At 66.8% G+C, this 21,567-nt stretch carries 21 protein-coding genes; 16 read left to right on the top strand and 5 right to left on the bottom strand.

Annotated features, from left to right (window positions below; genetic code table 11):
- Positions 1-72 precede the first annotated feature (72 nt).
- The 7 genes from ABIC21_RS14170 (at position 73) to ABIC21_RS14140 (ending at position 6,191) form a co-directional block, all read left to right on the top strand.
- The gene (locus tag ABIC21_RS14170; protein WP_354351073.1) at positions 73-891 is read left to right on the top strand and encodes an ABC transporter permease; all 819 of its coding nucleotides are present in this window, start codon (positions 73-75) and stop codon (positions 889-891) included.
- Positions 888-1,736 (top strand): ABC transporter permease, encoded by an 849-nt coding sequence (locus ABIC21_RS14165; RefSeq protein WP_354351018.1) that lies wholly within the window; start codon positions 888-890, stop codon positions 1,734-1,736. Before ABIC21_RS14170 ends, ABIC21_RS14165 begins: the two co-directional genes overlap by 4 nt.
- A 115-nt stretch (positions 1,737-1,851) precedes the next feature.
- Positions 1,852-2,427 carry a hypothetical protein gene (locus tag ABIC21_RS14160; RefSeq protein WP_354351017.1) on the top strand — a complete coding sequence of 192 codons (576 nt, stop codon included), beginning with the start codon at positions 1,852-1,854 and terminating at the stop codon, positions 2,425-2,427.
- A 10-nt stretch (positions 2,428-2,437) separates the two neighbouring features.
- On the top strand, positions 2,438-3,271 hold the full coding sequence (locus ABIC21_RS14155) for an exodeoxyribonuclease III (protein WP_354351016.1): 834 nt from the start codon (positions 2,438-2,440) through the stop codon (positions 3,269-3,271).
- A 17-nt stretch (positions 3,272-3,288) separates the two neighbouring features.
- Positions 3,289-4,410 (top strand): tryptophan--tRNA ligase, encoded by a 1,122-nt coding sequence (gene trpS / locus ABIC21_RS14150; RefSeq protein WP_354351015.1) that lies wholly within the window; start codon positions 3,289-3,291, stop codon positions 4,408-4,410.
- Between the two features lie 4 nt (positions 4,411-4,414).
- Positions 4,415-5,080 (top strand): 2'-5' RNA ligase family protein, encoded by a 666-nt coding sequence (locus ABIC21_RS14145; protein WP_354351014.1) that lies wholly within the window; start codon positions 4,415-4,417, stop codon positions 5,078-5,080.
- Entirely contained in the window at positions 5,025-6,191 is a 1,167-nt protein-coding gene (locus tag ABIC21_RS14140; RefSeq protein WP_502936005.1) for a YihY/virulence factor BrkB family protein, read from the top strand. The genes ABIC21_RS14145 and ABIC21_RS14140 overlap by 56 nt, the downstream gene beginning before the upstream one ends.
- On the opposite strand, the gene ABIC21_RS14135 is transcribed toward ABIC21_RS14140, so the two are convergent.
- The 5 genes from ABIC21_RS14135 to sdhC all read right to left on the bottom strand — a co-directional run bounded on the left by ABIC21_RS14135 (position 6,148) and on the right by sdhC (position 10,601).
- Positions 6,148-6,918 carry an alpha/beta hydrolase family protein gene (locus ABIC21_RS14135; RefSeq protein WP_354351071.1) on the bottom strand — a complete coding sequence of 257 codons (771 nt, stop codon included), beginning with the start codon at positions 6,916-6,918 and terminating at the stop codon, positions 6,148-6,150. The two genes, ABIC21_RS14140 and ABIC21_RS14135, sit on opposite strands and share 44 nt — an antisense overlap.
- 91 nt (positions 6,919-7,009) lie before the next feature.
- Positions 7,010-7,792, bottom strand: coding sequence for a succinate dehydrogenase iron-sulfur subunit (locus ABIC21_RS14130; protein ID WP_226774031.1), 783 nt, complete (start codon positions 7,790-7,792; stop codon positions 7,010-7,012).
- A 1-nt stretch (position 7,793) separates the two neighbouring features.
- Positions 7,794-9,593, bottom strand: coding sequence for a succinate dehydrogenase flavoprotein subunit (sdhA, locus tag ABIC21_RS14125; RefSeq protein WP_354351013.1), 1,800 nt, complete (start codon positions 9,591-9,593; stop codon positions 7,794-7,796).
- Between the two features lie 127 nt (positions 9,594-9,720).
- Positions 9,721-10,218 (bottom strand): succinate dehydrogenase hydrophobic membrane anchor subunit, encoded by a 498-nt coding sequence (locus ABIC21_RS14120; protein ID WP_354351012.1) that lies wholly within the window; start codon positions 10,216-10,218, stop codon positions 9,721-9,723.
- 2 nt (positions 10,219-10,220) lie between these two features.
- On the bottom strand, positions 10,221-10,601 hold the full coding sequence (gene sdhC, locus ABIC21_RS14115; RefSeq protein ID WP_082492811.1) for a succinate dehydrogenase, cytochrome b556 subunit: 381 nt from the start codon (positions 10,599-10,601) through the stop codon (positions 10,221-10,223).
- 304 nt (positions 10,602-10,905) lie between these two features.
- Here sdhC and ABIC21_RS14110 point away from each other — a divergent pair, with 304 nt between their 5' ends.
- From ABIC21_RS14110 to ABIC21_RS14070, 9 genes are all read left to right on the top strand, one after another.
- Entirely contained in the window at positions 10,906-12,051 is a 1,146-nt protein-coding gene (locus tag ABIC21_RS14110) for a mannose-1-phosphate guanylyltransferase (protein ID WP_354351011.1), read from the top strand.
- A gap of 116 nt (positions 12,052-12,167) precedes the next feature.
- Positions 12,168-13,367: an amidohydrolase gene (locus ABIC21_RS14105; RefSeq protein WP_354351010.1), complete on the top strand. Its 1,200-nt coding sequence runs from the start codon at positions 12,168-12,170 to the stop codon at positions 13,365-13,367.
- A gap of 197 nt (positions 13,368-13,564) precedes the next feature.
- Complete coding sequence (locus ABIC21_RS14100) at positions 13,565-14,014, top strand: MarR family winged helix-turn-helix transcriptional regulator (RefSeq protein WP_354351009.1); 450 nt, start codon at positions 13,565-13,567, stop codon at positions 14,012-14,014.
- Positions 14,015-14,137: 123 nt separating this feature from the next.
- Complete coding sequence (locus ABIC21_RS14095) at positions 14,138-14,569, top strand: organic hydroperoxide resistance protein (RefSeq protein WP_354351008.1); 432 nt, start codon at positions 14,138-14,140, stop codon at positions 14,567-14,569.
- Positions 14,566-15,591 carry an NADP-dependent oxidoreductase gene (locus ABIC21_RS14090; RefSeq protein ID WP_354351007.1) on the top strand — a complete coding sequence of 342 codons (1,026 nt, stop codon included), beginning with the start codon at positions 14,566-14,568 and terminating at the stop codon, positions 15,589-15,591. Before ABIC21_RS14095 ends, ABIC21_RS14090 begins: the two co-directional genes overlap by 4 nt.
- A gap of 284 nt (positions 15,592-15,875) precedes the next feature.
- Positions 15,876-16,985 carry a BMP family lipoprotein gene (locus ABIC21_RS14085; protein WP_502936003.1) on the top strand — a complete coding sequence of 370 codons (1,110 nt, stop codon included), beginning with the start codon at positions 15,876-15,878 and terminating at the stop codon, positions 16,983-16,985.
- Positions 16,986-17,152: 167 nt separating this feature from the next.
- The gene (locus ABIC21_RS14080) at positions 17,153-18,820 is read left to right on the top strand and encodes an ABC transporter ATP-binding protein (RefSeq protein ID WP_354351006.1); all 1,668 of its coding nucleotides are present in this window, start codon (positions 17,153-17,155) and stop codon (positions 18,818-18,820) included.
- Positions 18,813-20,231 (top strand): ABC transporter permease, encoded by a 1,419-nt coding sequence (locus tag ABIC21_RS14075; protein ID WP_354351005.1) that lies wholly within the window; start codon positions 18,813-18,815, stop codon positions 20,229-20,231. Before ABIC21_RS14080 ends, ABIC21_RS14075 begins: the two co-directional genes overlap by 8 nt.
- A complete protein-coding gene (locus ABIC21_RS14070; protein WP_354351004.1) occupies positions 20,228-21,565 on the top strand; it encodes an ABC transporter permease in 1,338 nt (445 codons plus the stop codon). Before ABIC21_RS14075 ends, ABIC21_RS14070 begins: the two co-directional genes overlap by 4 nt.
- Positions 21,566-21,567: the final 2 nt, after the last annotated feature.

The raw sequence follows: 21,567 nt of genomic DNA, 5'->3' as shown, positions 1-21,567 counted from the left end.
TCGGCGACACCGGCGTCGGCGACACCGGCGTCGGCACCACAGGCGACGGCGGGCACGACGGCGCCGCCGGGCTTGCGCGCGCACCCGCCGGAAGTCTCGGCCGCCCGGGCCCGGCGCTGGGGCGCCTTCTACTACGCCGAACAGGTCCTGCGGGTCATGAAGGGCTACGGCTGGACCATCGTCATGTACGGAGTGGGGCAGCCGGTGGCCTACCTCTTCGCGATGGGCGTGGGGCTGGCCACGCTGGTCGAGGCCAACGGCGCGGGCGTCTTCGGCGGGGTCAGCTACCTGACCTTCATCGCGCCGGCCCTGCTGATCTCGGCGGCCGTCATGACGGCCGCCAATGAGTTCACGTTCCCGGTGATGGACGGCTTCAAATGGCGCCGGGTCTACTACGGCCCGCACGCCTCGCCGCTGACTCCGGAGCAGATTGCCGGCGGCCAGGTCATCGCCGTGAGCATCCGCTTCCTGCTGCAGTCGGCCATCTACTTTGCCGTCGTCGCGCTGTTCGGGGCCGCACCCGGCGCCTGGGCCTGGGTTTCGATCCTCATCGCCACGCTCGCCGGGCTGTCCTTCGGCCTGCCGCTGATGGCCTACGCCGCCTCGATCAGGGAGGACAAGGGCCAGTTCGCCATGGTCATGCGCTTCATCGTGATGCCGCTGTTCCTGTTCTCCGGCACCTTCTTCCCGCTGGACACCCTGCCCCTCGCCGTACGCTGGATCGGCTGGATCTCCCCGATCTGGCACGGAACGGAACTCGGCCGCGTGGTCAGCTACGGGTACGAGGAAGAGCCATGGCTCACCATCGTCCACCTCGTCTTCCTGCTGGGCCTGGCGGCTGCCGGCTGGGTCCTGACCAAACGCCGGTTCGCCAGAAGGATGGCATCATGAGCGTGCTGACCGGAAGTTTCAATGCGGGGGACCGCAGCGTCACGGACGCCGCACGCCGCCGGCGCTTCGGGCCGCTGTACTCCCGCAACGTCCGCGCCGTCGTCGCCCGCGGGCTCATGGCCACCAAGAGCAGCAACTGGATGGTCATGCTCTCCGGCTTCTTCGAGCCCGTGCTTTACCTGATCGCGATGGGCGTGGGCCTGGGCGCGATCGTCGGCACGGTGCAGGGGCCCGGCGGCGGGGAGATCTCCTACGCCGCCTACATCGCCCCGGCGCTGCTGGCCGTCTCCGCCATGAACGGCGCCGTCTATGACTCCACCTGGAACGTCTTCTTCAAGATGAACTTCGCCAAGCTGTACCAGGGCATGCTCTACACCTCCCTGGGGCCGCTGGACGTCGCGATGGGGGAGATCTTCCTGGCCCTGCTGCGCGGGGCCATGTACGCCACCGGATTCACGGCCGTCATGGGCGTCATGGGCCTCATCACCACGCCCTGGGCCATCCTGATGATCCCGGCGTCGGTGCTCATCGCCTTTGGATTCGCGAGTTTCGGTATGGGCATCACCAGCTTCATGAAGACGTTCCAGCAAATGGACTGGATCAACTTCGTGATGCTGCCGATGTTCCTGTTCAGCGCCACTTTCTACCCGCTGACCGTGTACCCGCAGTACATCCAGTGGCTCATCCAGGCCATGCCGCTGTGGCACGGCGTGGAGCTGCTCCGGCAGATCAGCGTGGGGGTCTTCACCCCGGCCACGGCCGTGCACATCGGCTACTACCTCGTCATGATTGCCCTCGGCGTCCTGCTCACCACGAGCCGCCTGCGCAAGCTGTTCCTCAAGTAGCCGTCCTTCGGCACAGGAGCATGCGGTCCCGGCCGGGCCCGGGGCGTGGCGGGGCGCCTGTTCGCCCCGGGTGGAAGCGCGCCGGGGCGCAGCGGGGGTTTGCGATAATAGGCTCATGCAATCTCTGGGCAACTCCGAGTCTTCCAAGCCGTCCGCGTACAACACCGCCACGGGCAAGTTCTCCATGTTCCGCATCAGCGGTCCCGGGATGATGGTGTTTATCATCGCCTTCGTCGTCGCGGTCATCTTCGCCGCGAACCAGAATGACGTCGTCGGCTGGATCGTGGCGATCATTGCCGGGTTCTGGCTCGCCCTGGCCTCCTTCGTCGTCTTCAGCATCCAGAAGGCAGCCAGGAAGGCCGGCGCCAGGCTCACCGAGGCGCAGAACGCCTTCAACGCGGCCGCCGGCCGGGCGCCGTCGTCGGGCAGTGTTGACCACGGCAGCACCCGCCTCGTGGAGGTCCGCCGCGAAGCCGACGAGGTCCGGGACCTGAAACTCGACCACTCCTTCAAGATCGTGCAGGTGCAGGTCCGCGTTGTCGAGCAGGAGCGGGCGAAGGGCGCCGCCTCGGACCAGGACACCATCCGCCGGGCGCTCGAGACCATCGAGATCACCGCCACCAACGCCCGGGACATGATCAAGTCCTCCGGCGGCGCTGACGAACCCGTCGCCGGAACCATTGTCGACTAGAGTGGATCGGGTGAGTTCGGCATTGAAGAAGGACAACCTTCGCATCGCATCAGTCAACGTCAATGGCCTCCGTGCCGCCTACAAGAAGGGCATGGCGGAATGGCTTGAGCCCCGCGAAGTGGACATCCTCTGCCTGCAGGAGGTCCGCGCACCCGACGCGATCGTCCACGAACTGCTCGGCGAGGGTTGGTACATCCTGCACGCGGAAGCCGAGGCCAAGGGCCGCGCGGGCGTCGCCATCGCCTCCCGGACCGAACCCCTGCAGACCCGCGTGGGCATCGGCGAGGACTACTTCGCCACCGCCGGCCGCTGGGTCGAAGCCGACTACACCGTCCGCAACGCGGCGGGGGAGGCCTCGCAGCTGACCGTCGCCAGCGCCTATGTGCACTCCGGCGAGGCGGGCACCCCGAAGCAGGACGACAAGTTCCGCTTCCTCGACGTCATGGTCGACCGGCTTCCCGAACTGGCCAAACACAGCGACCATGCCCTCGTGGTGGGCGACCTCAACGTCGGCCACACGGAACTGGACATCAGGAACTGGAAGGGCAACGTCAAACGTGCCGGCTTCCTGCCGGAGGAGCGGGCCTACTTCGACCGCTTCTTTGGCGAGGATATCGGCTGGAAGGATGTTCACAGGGGCCTGGCGGGTAACGTCGACGGCCCCTACACTTGGTGGTCGCAACGGGGACAGGCCTTCGACAACGACACCGGCTGGCGCATTGATTACCACATGGCCACGCCCGCTCTCGCTGCTGCCGCAGTGTCAGCCGTTGTTGACCGGGCACCGTCCTGGGACACCCGCTTCTCCGACCATGCCCCGCTGGTAGTGGACTACCGGCTCTAGTCTTAAGGCTCCCACGAATGACTTCTCCTTCCACCGTGACCCCGGTCAGCGACGCTGCCGCCGAAACCGCCGCTGCCTCCGCCGCCGCAGCCCCCGCCTCCGCCGCTGCCCCCTCCGGGACGCGGCAGCGCATCCTCTCCGGCATGCAGCCCTCGGCGGATTCCCTGCACCTGGGCAACTACCTCGGCGCCCTGGTGAACTGGGTCCGGATGCAGGATGAGTTTGACGCCATCTTCTTCATCCCGGACCTGCACGCGATCACGGTTCCGCAGGATCCCGCCGAACTGGCCCACCGCACCCGGGTCACGGCCGCACAGTATATTGCCGGCGGCGTGGACGTGGACAAGTGCACGCTCTTTGTCCAGTCCCAGGTGCCCGAGCACGCGCAGCTGGCCTGGGTCCTGAACTGCATCACCGGCTTCGGCGAGGCCTCCCGGATGACCCAGTTCAAGGACAAGGCCTCCCGGCACGGCTCGGACCAGGCCAGCGTTGGCCTGTTCACCTACCCGGTCCTGCAGGCCGCGGACATCCTCCTCTACCAGCCGCACGGCGTGCCGGTGGGAGAGGACCAGCGGCAGCACGTGGAGCTCAGCCGCGACCTGGCCCATCGGTTCAACACCCGCTTCGGCGAGACCTTCAACGTGCCCGCGCCCTTCATCCAGAAGGAATCCGCCAAGATCTACGACCTGCAGAACCCCACCGCCAAGATGTCCAAGTCGGCGGAGTCGCCGGCGGGGCTGATCAACCTCCTGGACGACCCCAAGGTCATCGCCAAGCGGATCAAGTCCGCGGTGACGGACGCGGAGACGGAGATCCGCTTCGACCGCGAGGCGAAGCCCGGGGTCTCCAACCTCCTCACCATCTACTCGGCGATCACCGGGCAGAGCGTGGAGTCCCTTGTCGCGGCCTACCAGGGCAAAATGTATGGCCACCTCAAGGTCGACCTCGCCGAGGTCGTCGCGGAGCGCCTGACCCCCATCCGGGACCGGGCCAACGAACTGCTGGATGACCCCGCGGAGCTGGACCGGCTGCTGGCGCTCGGCGCCGACAAGGCCCGCGAAATCGCCTCGGTCACCCTCCGCGACGTCTACGCCAAGGTGGGGTTCCTGCCCTACGCCGGAACCCAGGGAGTCCGCTAGCGCAATGTCCTCCGTCAGCAAAGTCACCGCTAACAAGCCGGCACGCACCACCGCGCGGGCCGGCGGCAGCGCGGCTGCAGAGATCCAGGACGCCGCGGGCAACGGACAGCGCACCGAAGGCATCAGCATCGGCGTGATCCTGGGGTTCCCGACGGAGATCACCGAAGAGCTCCAGCGCTGGCGGGCGTCCTTCGGTGACCCCATGGCGGGCGTCATCCCCGCCCACATCACGCTGGTGACCACCACCATGACCCAGGACTGGGAAGCGACGCGCAACCATGTGCGCAACGTGGCGAGCAGGCAGGAGCCCTTCAACGTGACCATCGCCGGGACCGGGTCCTTCCGGCCGGTGTCTCCGGTGGTCTTCCTCAACGTGGAGGACGGCTTCGGGGACTGCGTCAGCCTGCACCAGCAGCTGCAGGCCGGACCGCTGGAGCGGGAACTGCCGTTTGCGTACCACCCGCACGTCACCGTCGCCCACGACGTCGCCCCCGAGAGTCTCGATGAGGCCGAAACGGCGCTTAAGGATTACAGGGCCACGTTCCCGGTGGCTAGCATGGGACTTTACGAGCACGATGACAACGGCATCTGGCAGCTACGGGAAGAGCTTGACTTTGGGACCGAACGTGACAACGACCGAGGCGAGGACGGTGCCCGGGGCGCCCGCTGAACCGCCCCTTCCCACCGATCTGGCCGGGCTGAAACTGGAAGTCATCCGGAAGAGGGTCGACTGGGGCAAGGTTCGACGTTCCGGCGGCGGGGGCATGGCGTCGCTGATGGCAATGGTGGCGTGGCTGCTGGCCCGGCTCAACACGATCCTGCCGCTGCGCGCGTTCCAGCACTACGGACGCCAGCACGGGCCGCTGATGAGCGCCGGCATCGGGTTCAGGATGTTTTTCTCCGTCACGGGCCTGTTGGCCACCGGGTTGTCCCTGGCTGGCCTTTTCCTGAGCGGACAGCCTGCGTTGCTGGACCAGATCATCAAGAGCGTGGCCCTGACCGCGCCCGGCCTGTTGCAGGTCGACGGCAGCGAGGGGCTGGTTGACCCGTACGCGCTGCTGAACCCCGCCAGCCTGGGCTGGGCGGCCGTGATCGCCGCCGCGGTGACGGTGTTTACCTCCCTGGGCTGGATCAGCGGCGTCCGCGACGGCGTGCGGGGCATGATGCAGCTCGGCCCGCGGGGCATGAATCCGGTCCTGCAGATCCTGCGCGACGTCGGCACCCTGCTCCTGCTGGGGGTGGCCCTGGTGACCAGCGCGGCCGTTTCGCTGGTGTTCGGCACCGCGGCGGACTGGGTGGCCGCGCAGCTGGACCTCGATCCGCTGCTGGCCGGGCCCCTGACCACCTCCGTCACGATCCTCGTGCCGCTGTTGCTCGGCTGGGGTACCGCCCTGATCATGTTCCGGGTGGCTGCGGGGCTGAAGCCGGCCCGGCGCTCACTGCTGGAAGGGACGATCCTCGCCGCGGTGGGCACCACAGTGCTGCAGATCTTCAGCACGCAGCTGCTGGCCAGTGCGGGCAAGAACCCTATCCTGGCGCCCTTCGCCATCATCATCGGCCTGCTGATCTGGTTCAACCTGGTCAGCCAGGTCTATGTCATCTGCGCCGCGTGGGTGGCGATCCGAGAGCAGGACCTCAGCCTGGCGCCCGCCAACAAAACGACCGGGTGGGGTGCCCGCCGGGTCCAGCCGGGCAAGACTCCCGTGGAGTCCGGGGAGAGCCACCGCCCGGCAGCGGCTACGAGGTGGCGTCGAGGTACTGGTCGGCCCAGGCTGAAATAATCTTCCCGGCGCGGGCCGCCTGGCCTTTGGCCGTCAACAGGTGATCGCTGCCCTCCAGCGACACGAAGCTGCGCGGATGCCGTGCCGTCTGGAAGATGGTGCTGGCATTCTCGATGCCGACGGTGTTGTCGGTGGGGGAGTGCAGCACCAGCAGCGGCTTCCCCAGCCGCCGGATGCAGTCCGTTAGGTCGGCGTTTTCCAGGTCCTCCACGAAGTGCCGGCGGATCTCCACCCGTTTGCCGCCCAGGTCCACCTCGGCGCTGCCCTCGCTGAGGATCCGGTCCAGGGCGGCGTCAAAGACATGGGCCACATGCTTGGGGGAGAACGGCGCGCCCACGGTGGCCACGGCGTCGAGCTCCGGGATCTCCCGCGCGGCCGCCAGCACGGCGGCTCCGCCAAAGGAGTGGCCCACGAGCAGCGAGACCGGCCGGCCGGAGTCCCGCATGAATTCGGCGGCCTTCACGGTGTCCGCCACCTTGTGGCTGAAGGAGCCCTCCGACCACAGGCCGGCGGATTCGCCGAGGCCCAGGTTGTCGAAGCGGAGCATGCCCACGCCGTTGTCCGCCAGCGCCTTGCACAGCCGCGAGGCCGAGGGGCTGTCCTTGCCCAGCGTGAAGCCGTGCGAGAACACGCCCCAGCCCTTCACCGGCCCCTCGGGGACGTCGACGATGCCGGAGAGAAGCTCGCCGGTGGAACCCTGGAAGGAGACTTTTTCGGAGCGGGACACGTGGACCTTTCGTTTCATGCGGTAAAACGACGACGGCGCCCCCACCCGGAAGGTGAGAGGCGCCGTCGTCGTGATTCTTGTGGAGCTAACGCTAGATCTTGCGGGACAGGATGGCCTGCTTGACCTCTGCGATTGCCTGCGTGACTTGGATGCCGCGGGGGCATGCCTCGGTGCAGTTGAAGGTGGTGCGGCAGCGCCACACGCCTTCCTTGTCGTTGAGGATCTCCAGGCGCATGTCGCCCGCATCATCACGGGAATCGAAGATGAAGCGGTGCGCGTTGACGATCGCCGCCGGACCGAAGTACTGGCCGTCGGTCCAGAACACCGGGCAGGACGAGGTGCACGCGGCGCACAGGATGCACTTGGTGGTGTCGTCGAACCGTTCGCGGTCCTCGGCGGACTGCAGGCGTTCCTTGGTGGGCTCGTGGCCGCGGTTGATCAGGAACGGCATGACCTCGCGGAAGGACTGGAAGAACGGCTCCATGTCCACGATCAGGTCCTTCTCCACCGGGAGGCCCTTGATCGGCTCGACCGTGATGGGCTTGGACGTGTCCAGGTCCTTCAGCAGGGTCTTGCAGGCGAGGCGGTTGCGGCCGTTGATGCGCATGGCATCGGAACCGCAGACACCGTGCGCACAGGAACGGCGGAAGGAGACGCTGCCGTCGATTTCCCACTTGACTTTGTGCAGGGCGTCGAGGACGCGGTCCGTGCCGTACATGGTCACGTGGAAGTCATCCCAGGTGGACTCGTCGGAGACCTCCGGGTTGTAGCGGCGCACGCGCAGGTGGACGTCGAAGGACGGGATGTCCCCGCCGCCACCGATGTGGGCGGGCAGTTCGATCTTGGAGGCTGGCTCAGCGAGTTCAGCGGTCATCTTAGTACTTCCTCACCATCGGCTCGTAGCGCGTAAAGACCACCGGTTTGGTGGCAAGCCGGATGCCCGCGATCGCCTCAGCGGAACCATCCGCCGGAGCATGCTCATCCTTATACGCCATGGAGTGCTTCATGAATTTGTCGTCGTCGCGCTCGGGGAAGTCCTCGCGGAAGTGGCCGCCGCGGGATTCCTCGCGGTGCAGGGCCGCCACGGTCATGACCTTGGCGAGCTCCAGCAGGAAGCCCAGCTCCACGGCCTCGAGCAGGTCCAGGTTGAAGCGCTTGCCCTTGTCCTGGACGCTGATGCGCTGGTACCGCTCCTCGAAGGACGCGATGTCGCTCAGGACCTGGTTCAGCGTCTCGGCGGTGCGGAACACCTGCATGTTGGCGTCCATGGTGTCCTGCAGTTCCTTGCGGATCGCAGCGACCTTCTCGGTGCCGTCGGAGGTGCGGACGTGGTTCAGCAGGTCCAGGGTGTACGCCTCCGGGTCAACGGGGAGATCCACGAAGTCGGCGGTCTTGGCGTACTCCGCGGCGGCAATGCCGGCGCGCTTGCCGAAGACGTTGATGTCCAGCAGCGAGTTGGTGCCCAGGCGGTTGGAGCCGTGAACGGAGACGCAGGCAACCTCACCGGCGGCGTAGAGGCCCGGAACGACGGTGTCGTTGTCCTGGAGGACCTCGGCGGTGATGTTCGTGGGGATGCCGCCCATGGCGTAGTGCGCCGTCGGGAAGACCGGAACCGGCTCCGTGTACGGTTCCACACCGAGGTAGGTGCGCGCGAACTCGGTGATGTCCGGCAGTTTGGCGTCGATGTGCGCCGGCTCAAGGTGCGTCAGGTCCAGGAGGACGTAGTCCTTGTTCGGGCCGCAGCCGCGTCCCTCACGGACCTCGTTGGCCATGGAACGGGCCACGATGTCGCGGGGGGCGAGGTCCTTGATGGTCGGGGCGTAGCGCTCCATGAAGCGCTCACCCTCGGAGTTGCGCAGGATCGCGCCTTCGCCGCGGGCGGCCTCGGAGAGGAGGATGCCCAGGCCGGCGAGGCCTGTCGGGTGGAACTGGTAGAACTCCATGTCCTCCAGCGGGATGCCGCGGCGGAACGCGATGCCCATGCCGTCGCCGGTGAGGGTGTGGGCGTTGGACGTGGTCTTGAAGACCTTGCCGGCGCCGCCGGTGGCGAACACCACGGACTTGGCCTGGAAGACGTGCAGCTCGCCGGAGGCGAGGTCGTAGGACACGACGCCGGCCGTGCGCTTCTGCTTGTACGGCGTGCCGTCCTCGCGGACAGCGTCTTCCTCGACCGTGAGCAGGTCAAGGACGTAGTACTCGTTGTAGAACTCGACGTTGTGCTTGACGCAGTTTTGGTACAGGGTCTGCAGGATCATGTGGCCGGTGCGGTCGGCGGCGTAGCAGGCACGGCGGACCGGTGCCTTGCCGTGGTCGCGGGTGTGGCCGCCGAAACGGCGCTGGTCAATCCGGCCCTCGGGCGTGCGGTTGAACGGCAGGCCCATCTTTTCCAGGTCCAGGACGGCGTCGATCGCTTCCTTCGCCATGACCTCGGCGGCGTCCTGGTCAACCAGGTAGTCGCCGCCCTTGATGGTGTCGAAGGTGTGCCACTCCCAGTTGTCTTCCTCGACGTTGGCCAGGGCCGCGCACATGCCGCCCTGCGCCGCGCCGGTGTGGGAGCGGGTGGGGTACAGCTTGGTCAGTACTGCTGTTCGGGCGCGCTGACCTGATTCGATCGCCGCGCGCATCCCGGCGCCACCGGCACCGACGATGACGACGTCGTACTTATGGACCTGCATACCAGACGCTCTTTCTCTCAAAATTCGCTAACAGCACCGGCCGGCGGAGCCAGACCGGTGAAACCTCGTGGAAATCCCTTGCCCGCACCGGGCAGGCAAGGGATCGGGTGCCGCTGGGGCTGCGCCGCTACGGCGCGGGGCAGAACCCGCCGGGCAGCTGGACACCGTTGACCACGGGGCACGGGTCAAAGGTGAAGATGACCAGGGTGCCCAGGATGATGATGGCGGTGGTGGCCGCGTACAGCACGATCTTCAGCCACAGGCGCGTGGCGTCCTTTTCGGCGTAGTCGTTGATGATGGTGCGCACACCGTTGGTGCCGTGCAGCATGGCGAGCCACAGCATGGCGAGGTCCCAGATCTGCCAGAACGGATCGGCCCACTTGCCTGCCACAAAACCGAAGTCGATCGCGTGGATGCCCTCGCCCACCAGCAGGTTGACGGTCAGGTGCCCGAAGATCAGGACAACCAGCACCACGCCCGAAAGCCGCATGAAGAGCCATGCGAGCATTTCGAAGTTCCCCTTGGAACTGCCGTTGCGGCGGTACTGCGGCGCAATCCGGTTGCTGCCGACCTTTGCAGCGGGCGCCTTGGGGCTGCGCGGGCTCTCAATCTGAGTTGCACTCATGGCTAGTGACCTCCAAGGGCGAGGGAAAGGTGGCGGATGGAGAAGCCCACCATGACGACTGCCCAGAGAATGAGCACCGTCCACAGCATCTGGCGCTGGTACTTGGCGCCCTTCTTCCAGAAGTCGACGGCGATGATCCGCAGGCCGTTGAAGGCGTGGAACACGATCGCTGCGACAAGGCCCGTTTCACCCAGGGCCATCAGGGGGTTCTTGTAGGCACCGATCACGGCGGTGTAGGCCTCCGGGGACACACGCACCAATGAGGTGTCCAGGACGTGGACCAACAAGAAGAAAAAGATCACTACACCGGTAATGCGATGTCCGACCCAGGACCACATGCCTTCACGGCCGCGGTACAAGGTGCCAGCTGGTTTTGTCGGCACTGAATAAACCTCCCTGCAACACAGCGGCGCTGGCATGGGATCCACGCGGGGGGAACGCCTGCTGCGAGAGCACTCGTAAGCTCAAGCCTAAATCTAGGCTTCGCTTACAGCTTATTCAATTCAGCCACCCGTTGGTGACGGCGCCCCGGCGGGGTTTTCGTCCGGTTTTGAGACAAACGCCACATTCGATTGTCTGCCGGGGAGTACCCGTACGGCCTCATGGCTGGCCCCGGGAGGCCGGTGCGGGGCCGTGTCCTCCATCAGATAAAGGACGGGCCCATGGCGTTCGGCTAAAGTAGCCGTGATGACTACAGACAAAGCGACAAGCCAGGATTCACTCAACAATTCGGCCCTGGGCCGGTTTATTGCGGTGATTCCGGCAGGCGGTGTGGGGACCCGCCTCTGGCCCCTGTCGCGGGCAGCAGCCCCCAAATTCCTTCACGACCTCACGGGTTCGGGCAGTACCCTGCTGCGGTCCACGTACGACCGGCTGGAACCTCTCGCCGGCAAGCACATGCTCGTGGTGACCGGCAAGGCCCACCGCGATGCGGTCTGCCACCAACTGCCGGAGATTGACGACGCGGACCTGGTGCTGGAGAGCGAGCCCAAGGACTCCGGGGCCGCCATCGGCCTCGCCGCGGCCATCCTGCACGAGCGCAACCCGGACACGATCATGGGCTCCTTCGCCGCGGACCAGGTGATCAGCCCCGACGAGTTATTCCATGACGCCGTCAGGGAGGCCATCCACGCGGCCGCGGCCGGGAAGATCGTCACGATCGGCATCAAGCCCACGCATCCTTCCACCGGTTTCGGTTACATCCGCGCCGGGAAGAACCTCGGCGTGTCCGGGGCACCCAGCGCCCAGACCGTCGTCGAATTCGTGGAAAAGCCCAGCGAAGAGGTCGCCCAGGAGTACCTCGACAGCGGCGAATATGTCTGGAACGCCGGGATGTTCGTGGCTCCCGTGTCGCTCATGCTCAAGCACCTCGAAGCCAACCAGCCCGAACTCTTCGCTGGGGTGCAGGAGATCGCCAAGGCCTGGGACACCCCGCAGCGCGACGAAGTCCAGGCCCGCATCTGGCCCACCCTGCCCAAGATCGCCATTGACTACGCCGTGGCGGAACCGGCAGCCGTCGCGGGCGACGTCGCCGTCGTTCCCGGTACGTTCCGGTGGGACGACGTCGGGGACTTCGCCTCGGTGGGCCGGCTCAACAGCGCCAAGGAAGTCAAAGACGTCACCGTGATTGGTGAGGGCGCCCGCGTCTTCACGGAGGACGCGAGCGGCGTGGTGGTCTCCGATACCAAACGCGTCATCGCGCTGATCGGGATCAAGGACGTCGTGGTGGTGGACACCCCTGACGCGTTGCTCGTGATGCACAAGGAGCACTCGCAGCGCGTGAAGCAGGCTGTCGACGCCCTCAAGGCCAGCGGCGACACCGACGTTCTGTAGCTTGCGGCGTTCTTCAGGGTCTTCCGCCCCTGCCGGGCCGGCCGCGAAATGTTCGCCGAACCGTAACGCGCCGTACGCGATGCCGCTATTCTTTGTGCGCTCGCTAGAGTTATTCCGTGCGTAACTACTCTACTGAAGCTGAGCCCACCACCTTGGTCGGGCCGTGGCTCGAGCCCCTGCTGCCGGAGCTGATCGCGTTCCGCCGGGACCTGCACGCGCACCCGGAGCTCTCCTTCAAGGAGTTCCGCACCACGGACAAGCTCGCAAAGCGCCTCCAGGAAGCCGGGCTGAAGCCCCGGCGCCTCGAGGGAACCGGCCTGACGGTGGACATCGGGGACGGTCCGATCGCCACCGCCCTGCGCGGCGACATCGATGCCCTCCCGATCATCGAGGAGACAGGCCTGCCGTTCGCCTCGAAGAACCACGGCGTCACCCACGCCTGCGGGCACGACGTCCACACCGCGACCATGCTCGGCGCGGCACTGGTCCTGCAGCGCATGCACGAGGAGTCGCCGCTGCGCGGTACCGTCCGGATCATCTTCCAGCCCGCCGAGGAAACCATGCCCGGCGGCGCCCAGAGCTGCATCGAGCAGGGCGTCCTCGACGGCGTTCCGCGGATCTTCGCCCTGCACTGCGACCCCCGGATCGAAGTGGGCAAGATCGGCACCCGGATCGGCGCCATCACCTCCGCCTCGGACACGATCAAGATCGAACTCACCGGCCGCGGCGGCCACACCTCACGCCCGCACCTGACCGAAGAACTCGTCTTCGCCCTGGCGCAGATCGCGGTCAACGTCCCCGCCGTACTGTCCCGCCGGGTTGATGTCCGCAGCGGCGTGTCCGTCGTCTGGGGCCACATCTCCGCCGGATCCGCGCCCAACGCGATCCCGGCCAGCGGCTACATGGCGGGCACCATGCGCTGCCTGGACCGGGACGCCTGGCACAGCGCCGGCGAGATCCTCGACGAGGTCATCCAGCAGATCGCCGCACCGTACGGCGTCGACGTCCATTTGGAACACACCCGCGGCGTGCCTCCCGTCGTGAACTCCGAACACGAGACCGCCCTGATCGAAGCCGCGGCCCGCGCCGAGATCGGCGAGGGGGCCGTCGTCCTGACCCCGCAGTCCATGGGCGGCGAGGATTTCGCCTGGTTCCTCGCGGACCTCCCCGGCGCCATGATGCGCCTGGGCACCAAGACCCCCGGCGGCGAGGAATACGACCTGCACCGCGGCGACTACATCCTGGACGAACGCGCCCTGGGCCTGGGCATCAAGGTCCTCACCGCCGCAGCCCTGCGCACCCTCCGCGACCTCTAGCCGGACGCCGGGCCGCGCCATCCTGCGCACCCTCCGCGACCTCTAGCCGGACGCCGGGCCGCGCCATCCTGCGCACCCTGGCGCCGCCGAGGTGAAACTTCGCGCCCGTCGTTGGCCGCTTGACGGACTCTGACCTCGCGGGGCGTCCTGGGGCTACTTGAGTTGTGCACAATCTAATTGTGCACTATCGTATTTATATGACCGATGCGCCCCGCGACAACGCCCCCCGCCTCAACCGGCAGCTGTGCTTCGCCATGTACTCGGCCTCCCGGGCCGCCACGGCGGCGTACCGGCCGATGCTCGACGAGCTCGGCCTGACCTACCCGCAGTACCTCGTGATGCTGGTGCTTTGGGAGGACGAACCGCGCAGCGTCCGCGAACTGGGGGAGGAGCTCGGGCTCGACTCCGGCACACTCTCCCCGCTGCTCAAGCGGCTCGAGACCCTGGGCCTCGTGGAACGCCGCCGGTCCGCCGCGGACGAGCGCCGGGTTGAGGTCTTCCTGACCGACGCCGGCACCGCGCTCAGCGCCCGGGCCACCGGCATCCCGCAGCGCCTCGCGGACGCCGCCGGGCTTTCGTCCGCCGAACTTGACCAGCTCCGCGAGACTTTGGCCCGGCTCACCGCCGCACTTCTCGGCTCCCGCTGACTTGCCCTCCGACGTCGAAATCGCGGGAAGCGCGCCCGCTCGCCGGAAACTTACGGCGACTGCGCAGGCTTCCGGCGAATTCGCCACCGGCCACCAGATTTTCGCAACAGATTGGATACCCCCATGAAGACCCTCTACACGGCCGAGGCCCTGGCCTCCGGCGAAGGCCGCGACGGCACCGCCGTCACCAAGGACGGCAAGCTCAGCGTCGCCCTGGCCAGCCCGGTGGAACTCGGCGGCAGCGGCGAAGGCACCAACCCGGAACAGCTCTTCGCCGCCGGCTACGCGGCCTGCTTCCATTCCGCCCTGCGCCTTGTCGGGCGCCAGCAGAAGGCCGACCTGACGGATTCCGCCGTCGCGGCCAGGATCCACCTGGGCGCCCTCGGGGACGGACCCGGCTACGGCATCGCCGCGGAACTCGAAATCGCCCTGCCCGCCGTGGACCGGGAAACGGCCGAGGCCCTCGTGGCCAAGGCGCATGAGGTCTGCCCTTATTCCAATGCCACCCGTGGCAACATCACTGTCGACATCACCATTCTGGAGGTCGCCGCATGAGCACCCACACCACCACCCTGCCCGCCGCCACCCGCGAGATCCAGCTGGCATCCCGCCCGCACGGCCGTCCCGCGCCGGAGAACTTCCGCCTGGCCGAAACGGCCCTGCCTGAACTCCAGGACGGACAGGTCCTGGTCCGCAACCTCTTCATCTCGGTGGACCCCTACATGCGCGGCCGGATGAACGACGTCAAGTCCTACTCGGCGCCGTTTGCGCTGGACACCGCGCTCGACGGCGGCGCCGTCGGCGAGGTCATCGCCTCCCGGGCAGCCGACCGCCAGGTGGGCGACGCCGTCGTCCATTCCCTGGGCTGGCGGGAATATGCGGTGCTCGACGCCGGCGCCACCACCCCCGCCCGCACCGATCTGGCCCCCGCACCGGCGTTCCTCGGCGCGCTCGGCATGACCGGACTGACGGCCTATGCAGGACTGCTCAAGGTCGCCGGATTCAAAGCCGGCGAAGTTGTCTTCGTCTCCGGCGCCGCAGGGGCTGTCGGCTCCCTGGTGGGCCAGATCGCCAAGGCAGTGGGCGCGTCCCGTGTCATTGGCAGTGCGGGATCCCCGGAAAAGGTGGCACGGCTCTTGGAGCTCGGCTTCGACGCGGCGTTCAATTACCACGACGGCCCGGTTGCCGAGCAGCTCGCCGCTGCCGCCGGCGACCGCGGAATCGACGTGTACTTCGACAACGTCGGCGGGGAGCACCTGGAAGCGGCCCTGTCGGCGCTCACCGTCGGCGGCCGGGTAGCCATGTGCGGCGCGATTTCGCAGTACAACTCCACCGAGCCGACGCCGGCCCCGCGGAACCTGATGCAGGCGATCGGCAAGCAACTGACCCTCCAGGGCTTCCTGGTCAGCGGCTACTGGCAGCACATGCCCGAGTTCGTCGAGGCCATGTCCGGCTGGCTCGCCGACGGCACCGTGCGCTACGACGAGACCATCGTGGACGGACTGGAGAACGCACCGCAGGCCTTCATGGACCTGCTGGACGGCGCCAACACCGGCAAGATGCTGGTCCGGCTCTAGGCCCGCCCGCGCCTCCCGCCCGCACGCTGAACGCCCCGCACCGGAACCGCCCGGTGCGGGGCGTTCCGTGCCTACCGCTTGGTAACAAGTTCTCAACAATCTGTGGAATCGCTGTGAACTGTGCTACTTGGACGTGTCACAGGACACTAAAGTGGCTTCCATCAGTGCGCCTCGGCGCAGTGCTGCGAAATCCATCAGTGAAAACAGCGTTTCAGCGGCAACCCCGCCAACAGACACTCATTGAGCTCCGTCGTAGCGCCTATCTCTTTCTTCCTGGAGGAAAATTGAAGAACTCTCTGCGTGCAACGTTCAAGCGCGGTTCAATGGCCGGAGTCGCCACCGCCGGTGCGGCTGCCCTCCTGCTGACCGGTTGCGGGGCAGCCCCGACGGCCAGCAGCACGGTCACCGCCACGGCCAGCGACTACACCGGCTGCATCGTGTCCGACTCGGGTGGATTCGACGACCAGTCATTCAACCAGTCCTCCTACGAGGGGCTGAAGAAGGCTGAGCAGGATCTCGGCATCAAGGTCAACCAGGCCGAGTCCAAGACCAACAACGACTTCGAGCCCAACCTGCGCGCGATGGTCACCGCCGGCTGCGACCTGACCGTCACGGTCGGATTCCTCCTCGGCGACGCCACCAAGGCCCAGGCCGAGGCCAACCCGAACAGCCACTTCGCCATCATCGACTTCGGCTACGAGACCCCGATCAGCAACGTCAAGCCGATCATCTACGACACGGCCCAGGCCGCCTTCCTGGCCGGCTACCTCGCCGCCGGCACCACCAAGACCGGAACGGTTGCCACCTTCGGCGGCATCAAGATCCCCACGGTCACCATCTTCATGGACGGCTACGCCGACGGCGTCAAGTACTACAACGAGCAGAAGGGAACGGACGTCAAGGTCCTTGGCTGGGACAAGGCCAAGCAGGACGGTTCCTTCACCGGTGACTTCGAAAAGCAGGACAAGGGCAAGCAGTTCACCCAGAACTTCCTGGACCAGGGCGCGGACATCGTGATGCCCGTGGCCGGTCCAGTCGGCAAGGGTGCGGGCGCGGCCCTGAAGGAAGCCAAGGCAGCAGGCAAGGACGTCAAGCTCATCTGGGTTGACTCCGACGGCTTCCTCACGGCACCGGACTACAAGGACATCATGCTCTCCTCCGTCATGAAGCTGATGGGCGAGGCTGTTGAAACCGTGGTGAAGCAGGACACGGAGGGCCAGTTCAGCAACACGCCGTACGTTGGCACCCTCGCGAACGACGGCGTGCAGCTGGCTCCGTTCCACGACCTGGACTCCGCGGTTTCTGCCGAGCTGAAGTCCGAGCTGGACCAGATCAAGAAGGACATCGCCGACGGCAAGCTGAAGGTTGAATCCGCAGCCAGCCCGAAGGTCTAACTCCCTCCGCTAAGCGCCACGGCCCGTCCGGTCATCCACCGCACGGGCTGTGGCGCTTTTCGTTGAGCGGACCGGCTCCGCCTCCGGCTGCAGGCACTAGGCTGATGCTGCAGCCCCATCATCCGTCCGGGCCACGGCTACCGGACACTTCGAGATTGGTCAGAGTTTTGAAACTTGAACTCAAGGGGATCACCAAACGCTTCGGCTCCCTGGTAGCCAACGATCACATCGATGTGGTTGTTGAACCCGGGCAGATTCACTGTCTGCTCGGCGAGAACGGCGCGGGTAAGTCCACGCTGATGAATGTCCTCTACGGACTGTACGAGCCCACCGAGGGCCAGATCCTCATCGACGACAAACCCGTCACCTTCCGCGGCCCGGGGGACGCCATGGCCGCCGGCATCGGCATGGTGCACCAGCACTTCATGCTGGTCCCGGTCTTCACGGTCGCCGAAAACGTAGCCCTGGGTGCGGAAACCACCAAGGCCGGGGGATTCCTGAACCTGGACGACACCCGGCGGAAGATCCAGGAAATTTCGGACCGGTACGGCTTCGACGTCGATCCCGACGCGATGATCGAGGACCTTCCGGTCGGTGTGCAGCAGCGGGTGGAAATCATCAAGGCGCTCGTCCGCGACGCCAAGGTGCTCATCCTCGATGAACCCACGGCCGTGCTGACCCCGCAGGACACCGACGAGCTGCTGGACATCATGCGCCAGCTCAAGAGCCACGGCACCTCGATCGTCTTCATTTCGCACAAGCTCCGCGAGGTCAAGGCCGTCTCGGACACCATCACGGTAATCCGGCGCGGCAAGGTGGTCGGCACCGCCGACCCGGGTGCCTCAACGACGGAACTGGCGTCCATGATGGTGGGCCGGGCCGTGAACCTGACCCTGGACAAGGCCCCGGCCAAGCCCCAGGAGACAACCTTCCAGGTCAAGGACCTCACCGTGATCGCGCCCAGCGGCCAGCACGTGGTGGACGGCATCAGCTTCGACATCGCCCGCGGCGAGATCCTCGCCGTCGCCGGGGTCCAGGGCAACGGCCAGACGGAACTGACCGAGGCCATCCTGGGCCTCCAGGACCGCGTCCACGGCTCCATCCTGCTCGACGGCGAGGAACTCGTCGGCCGCAGCGTCAAGGAGGTCCTGAACTCCGGCGTCGGCTTCGTACCCGAGGACCGCTCGGTCGACGGCCTGATCGGCACGTTCTCGATCGCCGAAAACCTCGTTCTGGACCGCTACGACCAGGCTCCGTTCGCCAAGGGCATCAGCATGAGCCCGGCCAAGGTCCTGGAAAACGCGCAGACCCGGATCGACGAGTTCGACGTGCGCACCCCGTCGGGTTCGCTCGCGGCCGGCACCCTGTCCGGCGGCAACCAGCAGAAGGTCGTGATGGCCCGGGAGCTGTCCCGTCCGCTGCGGCTCTTCATCGCCTCCCAGCCCACCCGCGGCGTGGACGTCGGATCCATCGAGTTCCTGCACAAGCGCATCGTGGCCGAGCGCGACCACGGCACCCCCGTGATGATCGTCTCCACCGAACTGGACGAGGTGATCGAGCTCGCCGACCGGATCGCTGTGCTCTACAAGGGCAAGCTGGTCGGGATTGTCCCGGCCGGCACCGGGCGCGACGTCCTGGGCCTGATGATGGCGGGGCTGTCCCCGCAGGACGCGCACGCCGACACCGCGGGCAAGATCCCGGCACCGCACCCTGCGGACAGCTCCACGGGCAGCCCCGCCAACAACCCCGCCGAACCCCCCGCAACGAACCCGGCGCCCGCCGCCCACCCCGTGCAGGAGCCCCGCTCCGGCGCCGTAGGAGACGACCATGAGTGAAAATAACGAGCCGCGACGCTCGGCCGAACCGGATCCGGACCGCATACCGGCCCCGCAGTCCCCGAAATCCCGGGATGTGGACGCGGATATTGAGACGCCCGAGGAGGACGACGTCGCCTATGTCACCTCGCTGGACACCGCCGGCGGGGCGATGAGGCCGTCGGCGGTTCCCGTCTCGGCGCAGAGCGGAACCCTCCCCGGCGCCGAGGACACGGACTCGGTGCTGCGCAAGATCTTCACCGGCAACGGCATCGTCACCATCCTGGCCGTGCTCCTCGCACTGATCCTGGGCGGACTGCTCATTGCCAGCACGGACAAGGTGGTCGCCGCCACTTCGAGCTACTTCTTCGCCCGGCCGACCGACTTCCTCGCCGCGGTCTGGTCAGCGGCCACGGGTTCCTACGTCGCGCTCTTCCAGGGCTCGGTCTTCAACCCGCGCGGCAGCGGAGTGGGCGGCCAGTTCGCGCCGTTGATGGAGACCCTCACCATCGCCACCCCGCTGATTACCGCCGGCCTCGGCGTCGCCCTGGCCTTCCGTGCGGGTCTGTTCAACATCGGTGCGCAGGGCCAGATCATCATGGCCGGCATCCTGGCCGCCTGGGTGGGCTTCGCGCTGGACCTGCCGATGGGGCTCCACCTGTTGCTCGTCCTGCTCGCCGGCATCATCGGCGGCGCCGTCTGGGGCGGCCTGGTGGGCTTGCTCAAGGCGAAAACCGGCGCCCATGAGGTCATCGTGACCATCATGTTCAACTACATCGCCCTTTACCTCGTGCGCTACCTCTTGGACACCCCGGCGTTCCAGCGGCCGGGGGAGACGACCCCGATTTCCCCGATCCTGGACGCGTCCGCCGTGTACCCGCAGATGTTCGGAAGCCAGTACCGGCTGCACATCGGCTTCCTGCTGGCCATCGCGGCGACGGTGTTTGTCTCGTGGCTGCTGAACCGCTCGACCATCGGATTCGAGTTCCGCGCCGTGGGCGCCAACCCCAAGGCGGCCCTCACCGCCGGGATCAACGTTCCGCGTGCCACCATCCTGGTGATGACCATCGCCGGCGGCTTGGCCGGGCTGGCCGGCGTCGCGCAGGTGGCCGGTACCGAAAAGGTCCTGACCGACGGTGTCGCGGCAACCTACGGCTTTGACGCCATCACCGTCGCACTGCTGGGACGTTCGACGCCGTGGGGCACCTTCGCCGCCGGCGTGCTGTTCGGCGCCTTCCGCGCCGGTGCGGTCCAGATGCAGATCCAGACCGGAACCCCGATCGACATTGTGCTGGTGGTCCAGTCCCTCATCGTGCTGTTCATCGCGGCCCCGCCGCTGGTCCGGGCGATCTTCGGACTCAACCCGCGCAAGAAGAAAGCCGCACCCGCCGGCAAGTCCCAGCAGGCAGCAGCCACCGGAGGTGCAGCATGAGCACAACAGCAACCTCGCCCGTCCCGGGAAAACCCTTCAAGCCGCAGCCGGGCACCCCGCACGCGGACAAGAACCGCAAACAGACGGTGTCCGCCAAGCCGGTGACCTGGAAGCTGCCGGTTACGCTGATGGCGCTGGCCGTCGTCGCGTTCATCTTCTTTGGACTGATGGGCCCGCAGGCGACAGCCAAGTTCGGGATTTCCTCCGGCGGTGACTTCTTCCAGCTCCCCGCGATCGAGGTGCCCGCCTTCCTGACCGGAATTGTGCTCTCCGTGGCCCTGCTGGGCCTCGCCGGCTACGCCATGTTCCTGAAGACGAAGAACACCCGGCCCCCGCGCTGGCTGCCGGCCGTCTTCACGGTCCTCTTCGTGGTGGCCTTCCTGATCTGGGTCGTCGGCGGAGCCCGGACCCCGAGCATTTCTCTGGCCGGACTCATCGCCGGGTCCGTGACCCTCGCCGTGCCGATCGTCTTCGGCTCCCTGTCCGGCGTCCTGTGCGAACGCGCCGGCGTCGTGAACATCGCCATCGAAGGCCAGCTCCTGGGCGGTGCCTTCACGGCCGCGATCGTCGCCAGCATGACCGACAACCCCTACCTGGGCCTGCTCGCGGCGGCCGTCGCCGGCGCCCTCGTCTCGATGGTGCTGGCAGTCTTCAGCATCAAGTACGTGGTCAACCAGATCATCGTCGGTGTGGTCCTCAACGTCCTGATCTCGGGCCTCACCGGCTTCCTCTTCAGCACCGTGATGCAGGCGAACAAGGAAATGTTCAACTCGCCGGGCCGGCTTCCCATCATCGAAATTCCGGTCCTGTCCAGCATCCCGGTAATCGGGCCCATCCTGTTCAAGCAGTCCGTGGTGGGCTACCTGATGTATGTGGCCGTGGCTGTGATCTGGATCGCGCTGTTCAAGACGAAGTGGGGCCTGCGTGTCCGTGCGGTGGGCGAACACCCGCAGGCCGCCGACACCCTGGGCATCAAGGTCAACGCGACCCGGTTCTGGAACGTCACCCTCGGCGGCGCCGTCGCTGGAATCGGCGGATCGTTCTTCACCCTCGTGGCGATCGACAGCTTCACCAAGGAAATCTCCGGCGGCCGTGGCTTCATTGCCCTCGCCGCCATGATCCTGGGCCGCTGGAATCCGATCGGGGCGTTCTTCGCCGCGCTGCTGTTCGGCTTCGCCGACAACCTGCAAAGCATCGTGACGATCATCGGCACCCCCGTGCCCAGCCAGTTCATGGCCATGCTGCCGTACGTCGTCACCGTATTTGCCGTGGCCGGACTCGTTGGCCGCTCCCGGCCGCCGGCCGCCGACGGCATACCGTACGTCAAGGGTTGACC

It is taken from the genome of Pseudarthrobacter sp. PvP090 (genome assembly GCF_040547365.1).
In the GTDB taxonomy this organism is placed as follows: domain Bacteria; phylum Actinomycetota; class Actinomycetes; order Actinomycetales; family Micrococcaceae; genus Arthrobacter.
Note: the sequence above shows the minus strand (reverse complement) of the source record. Positions and strands in the feature narration are given on the sequence as shown.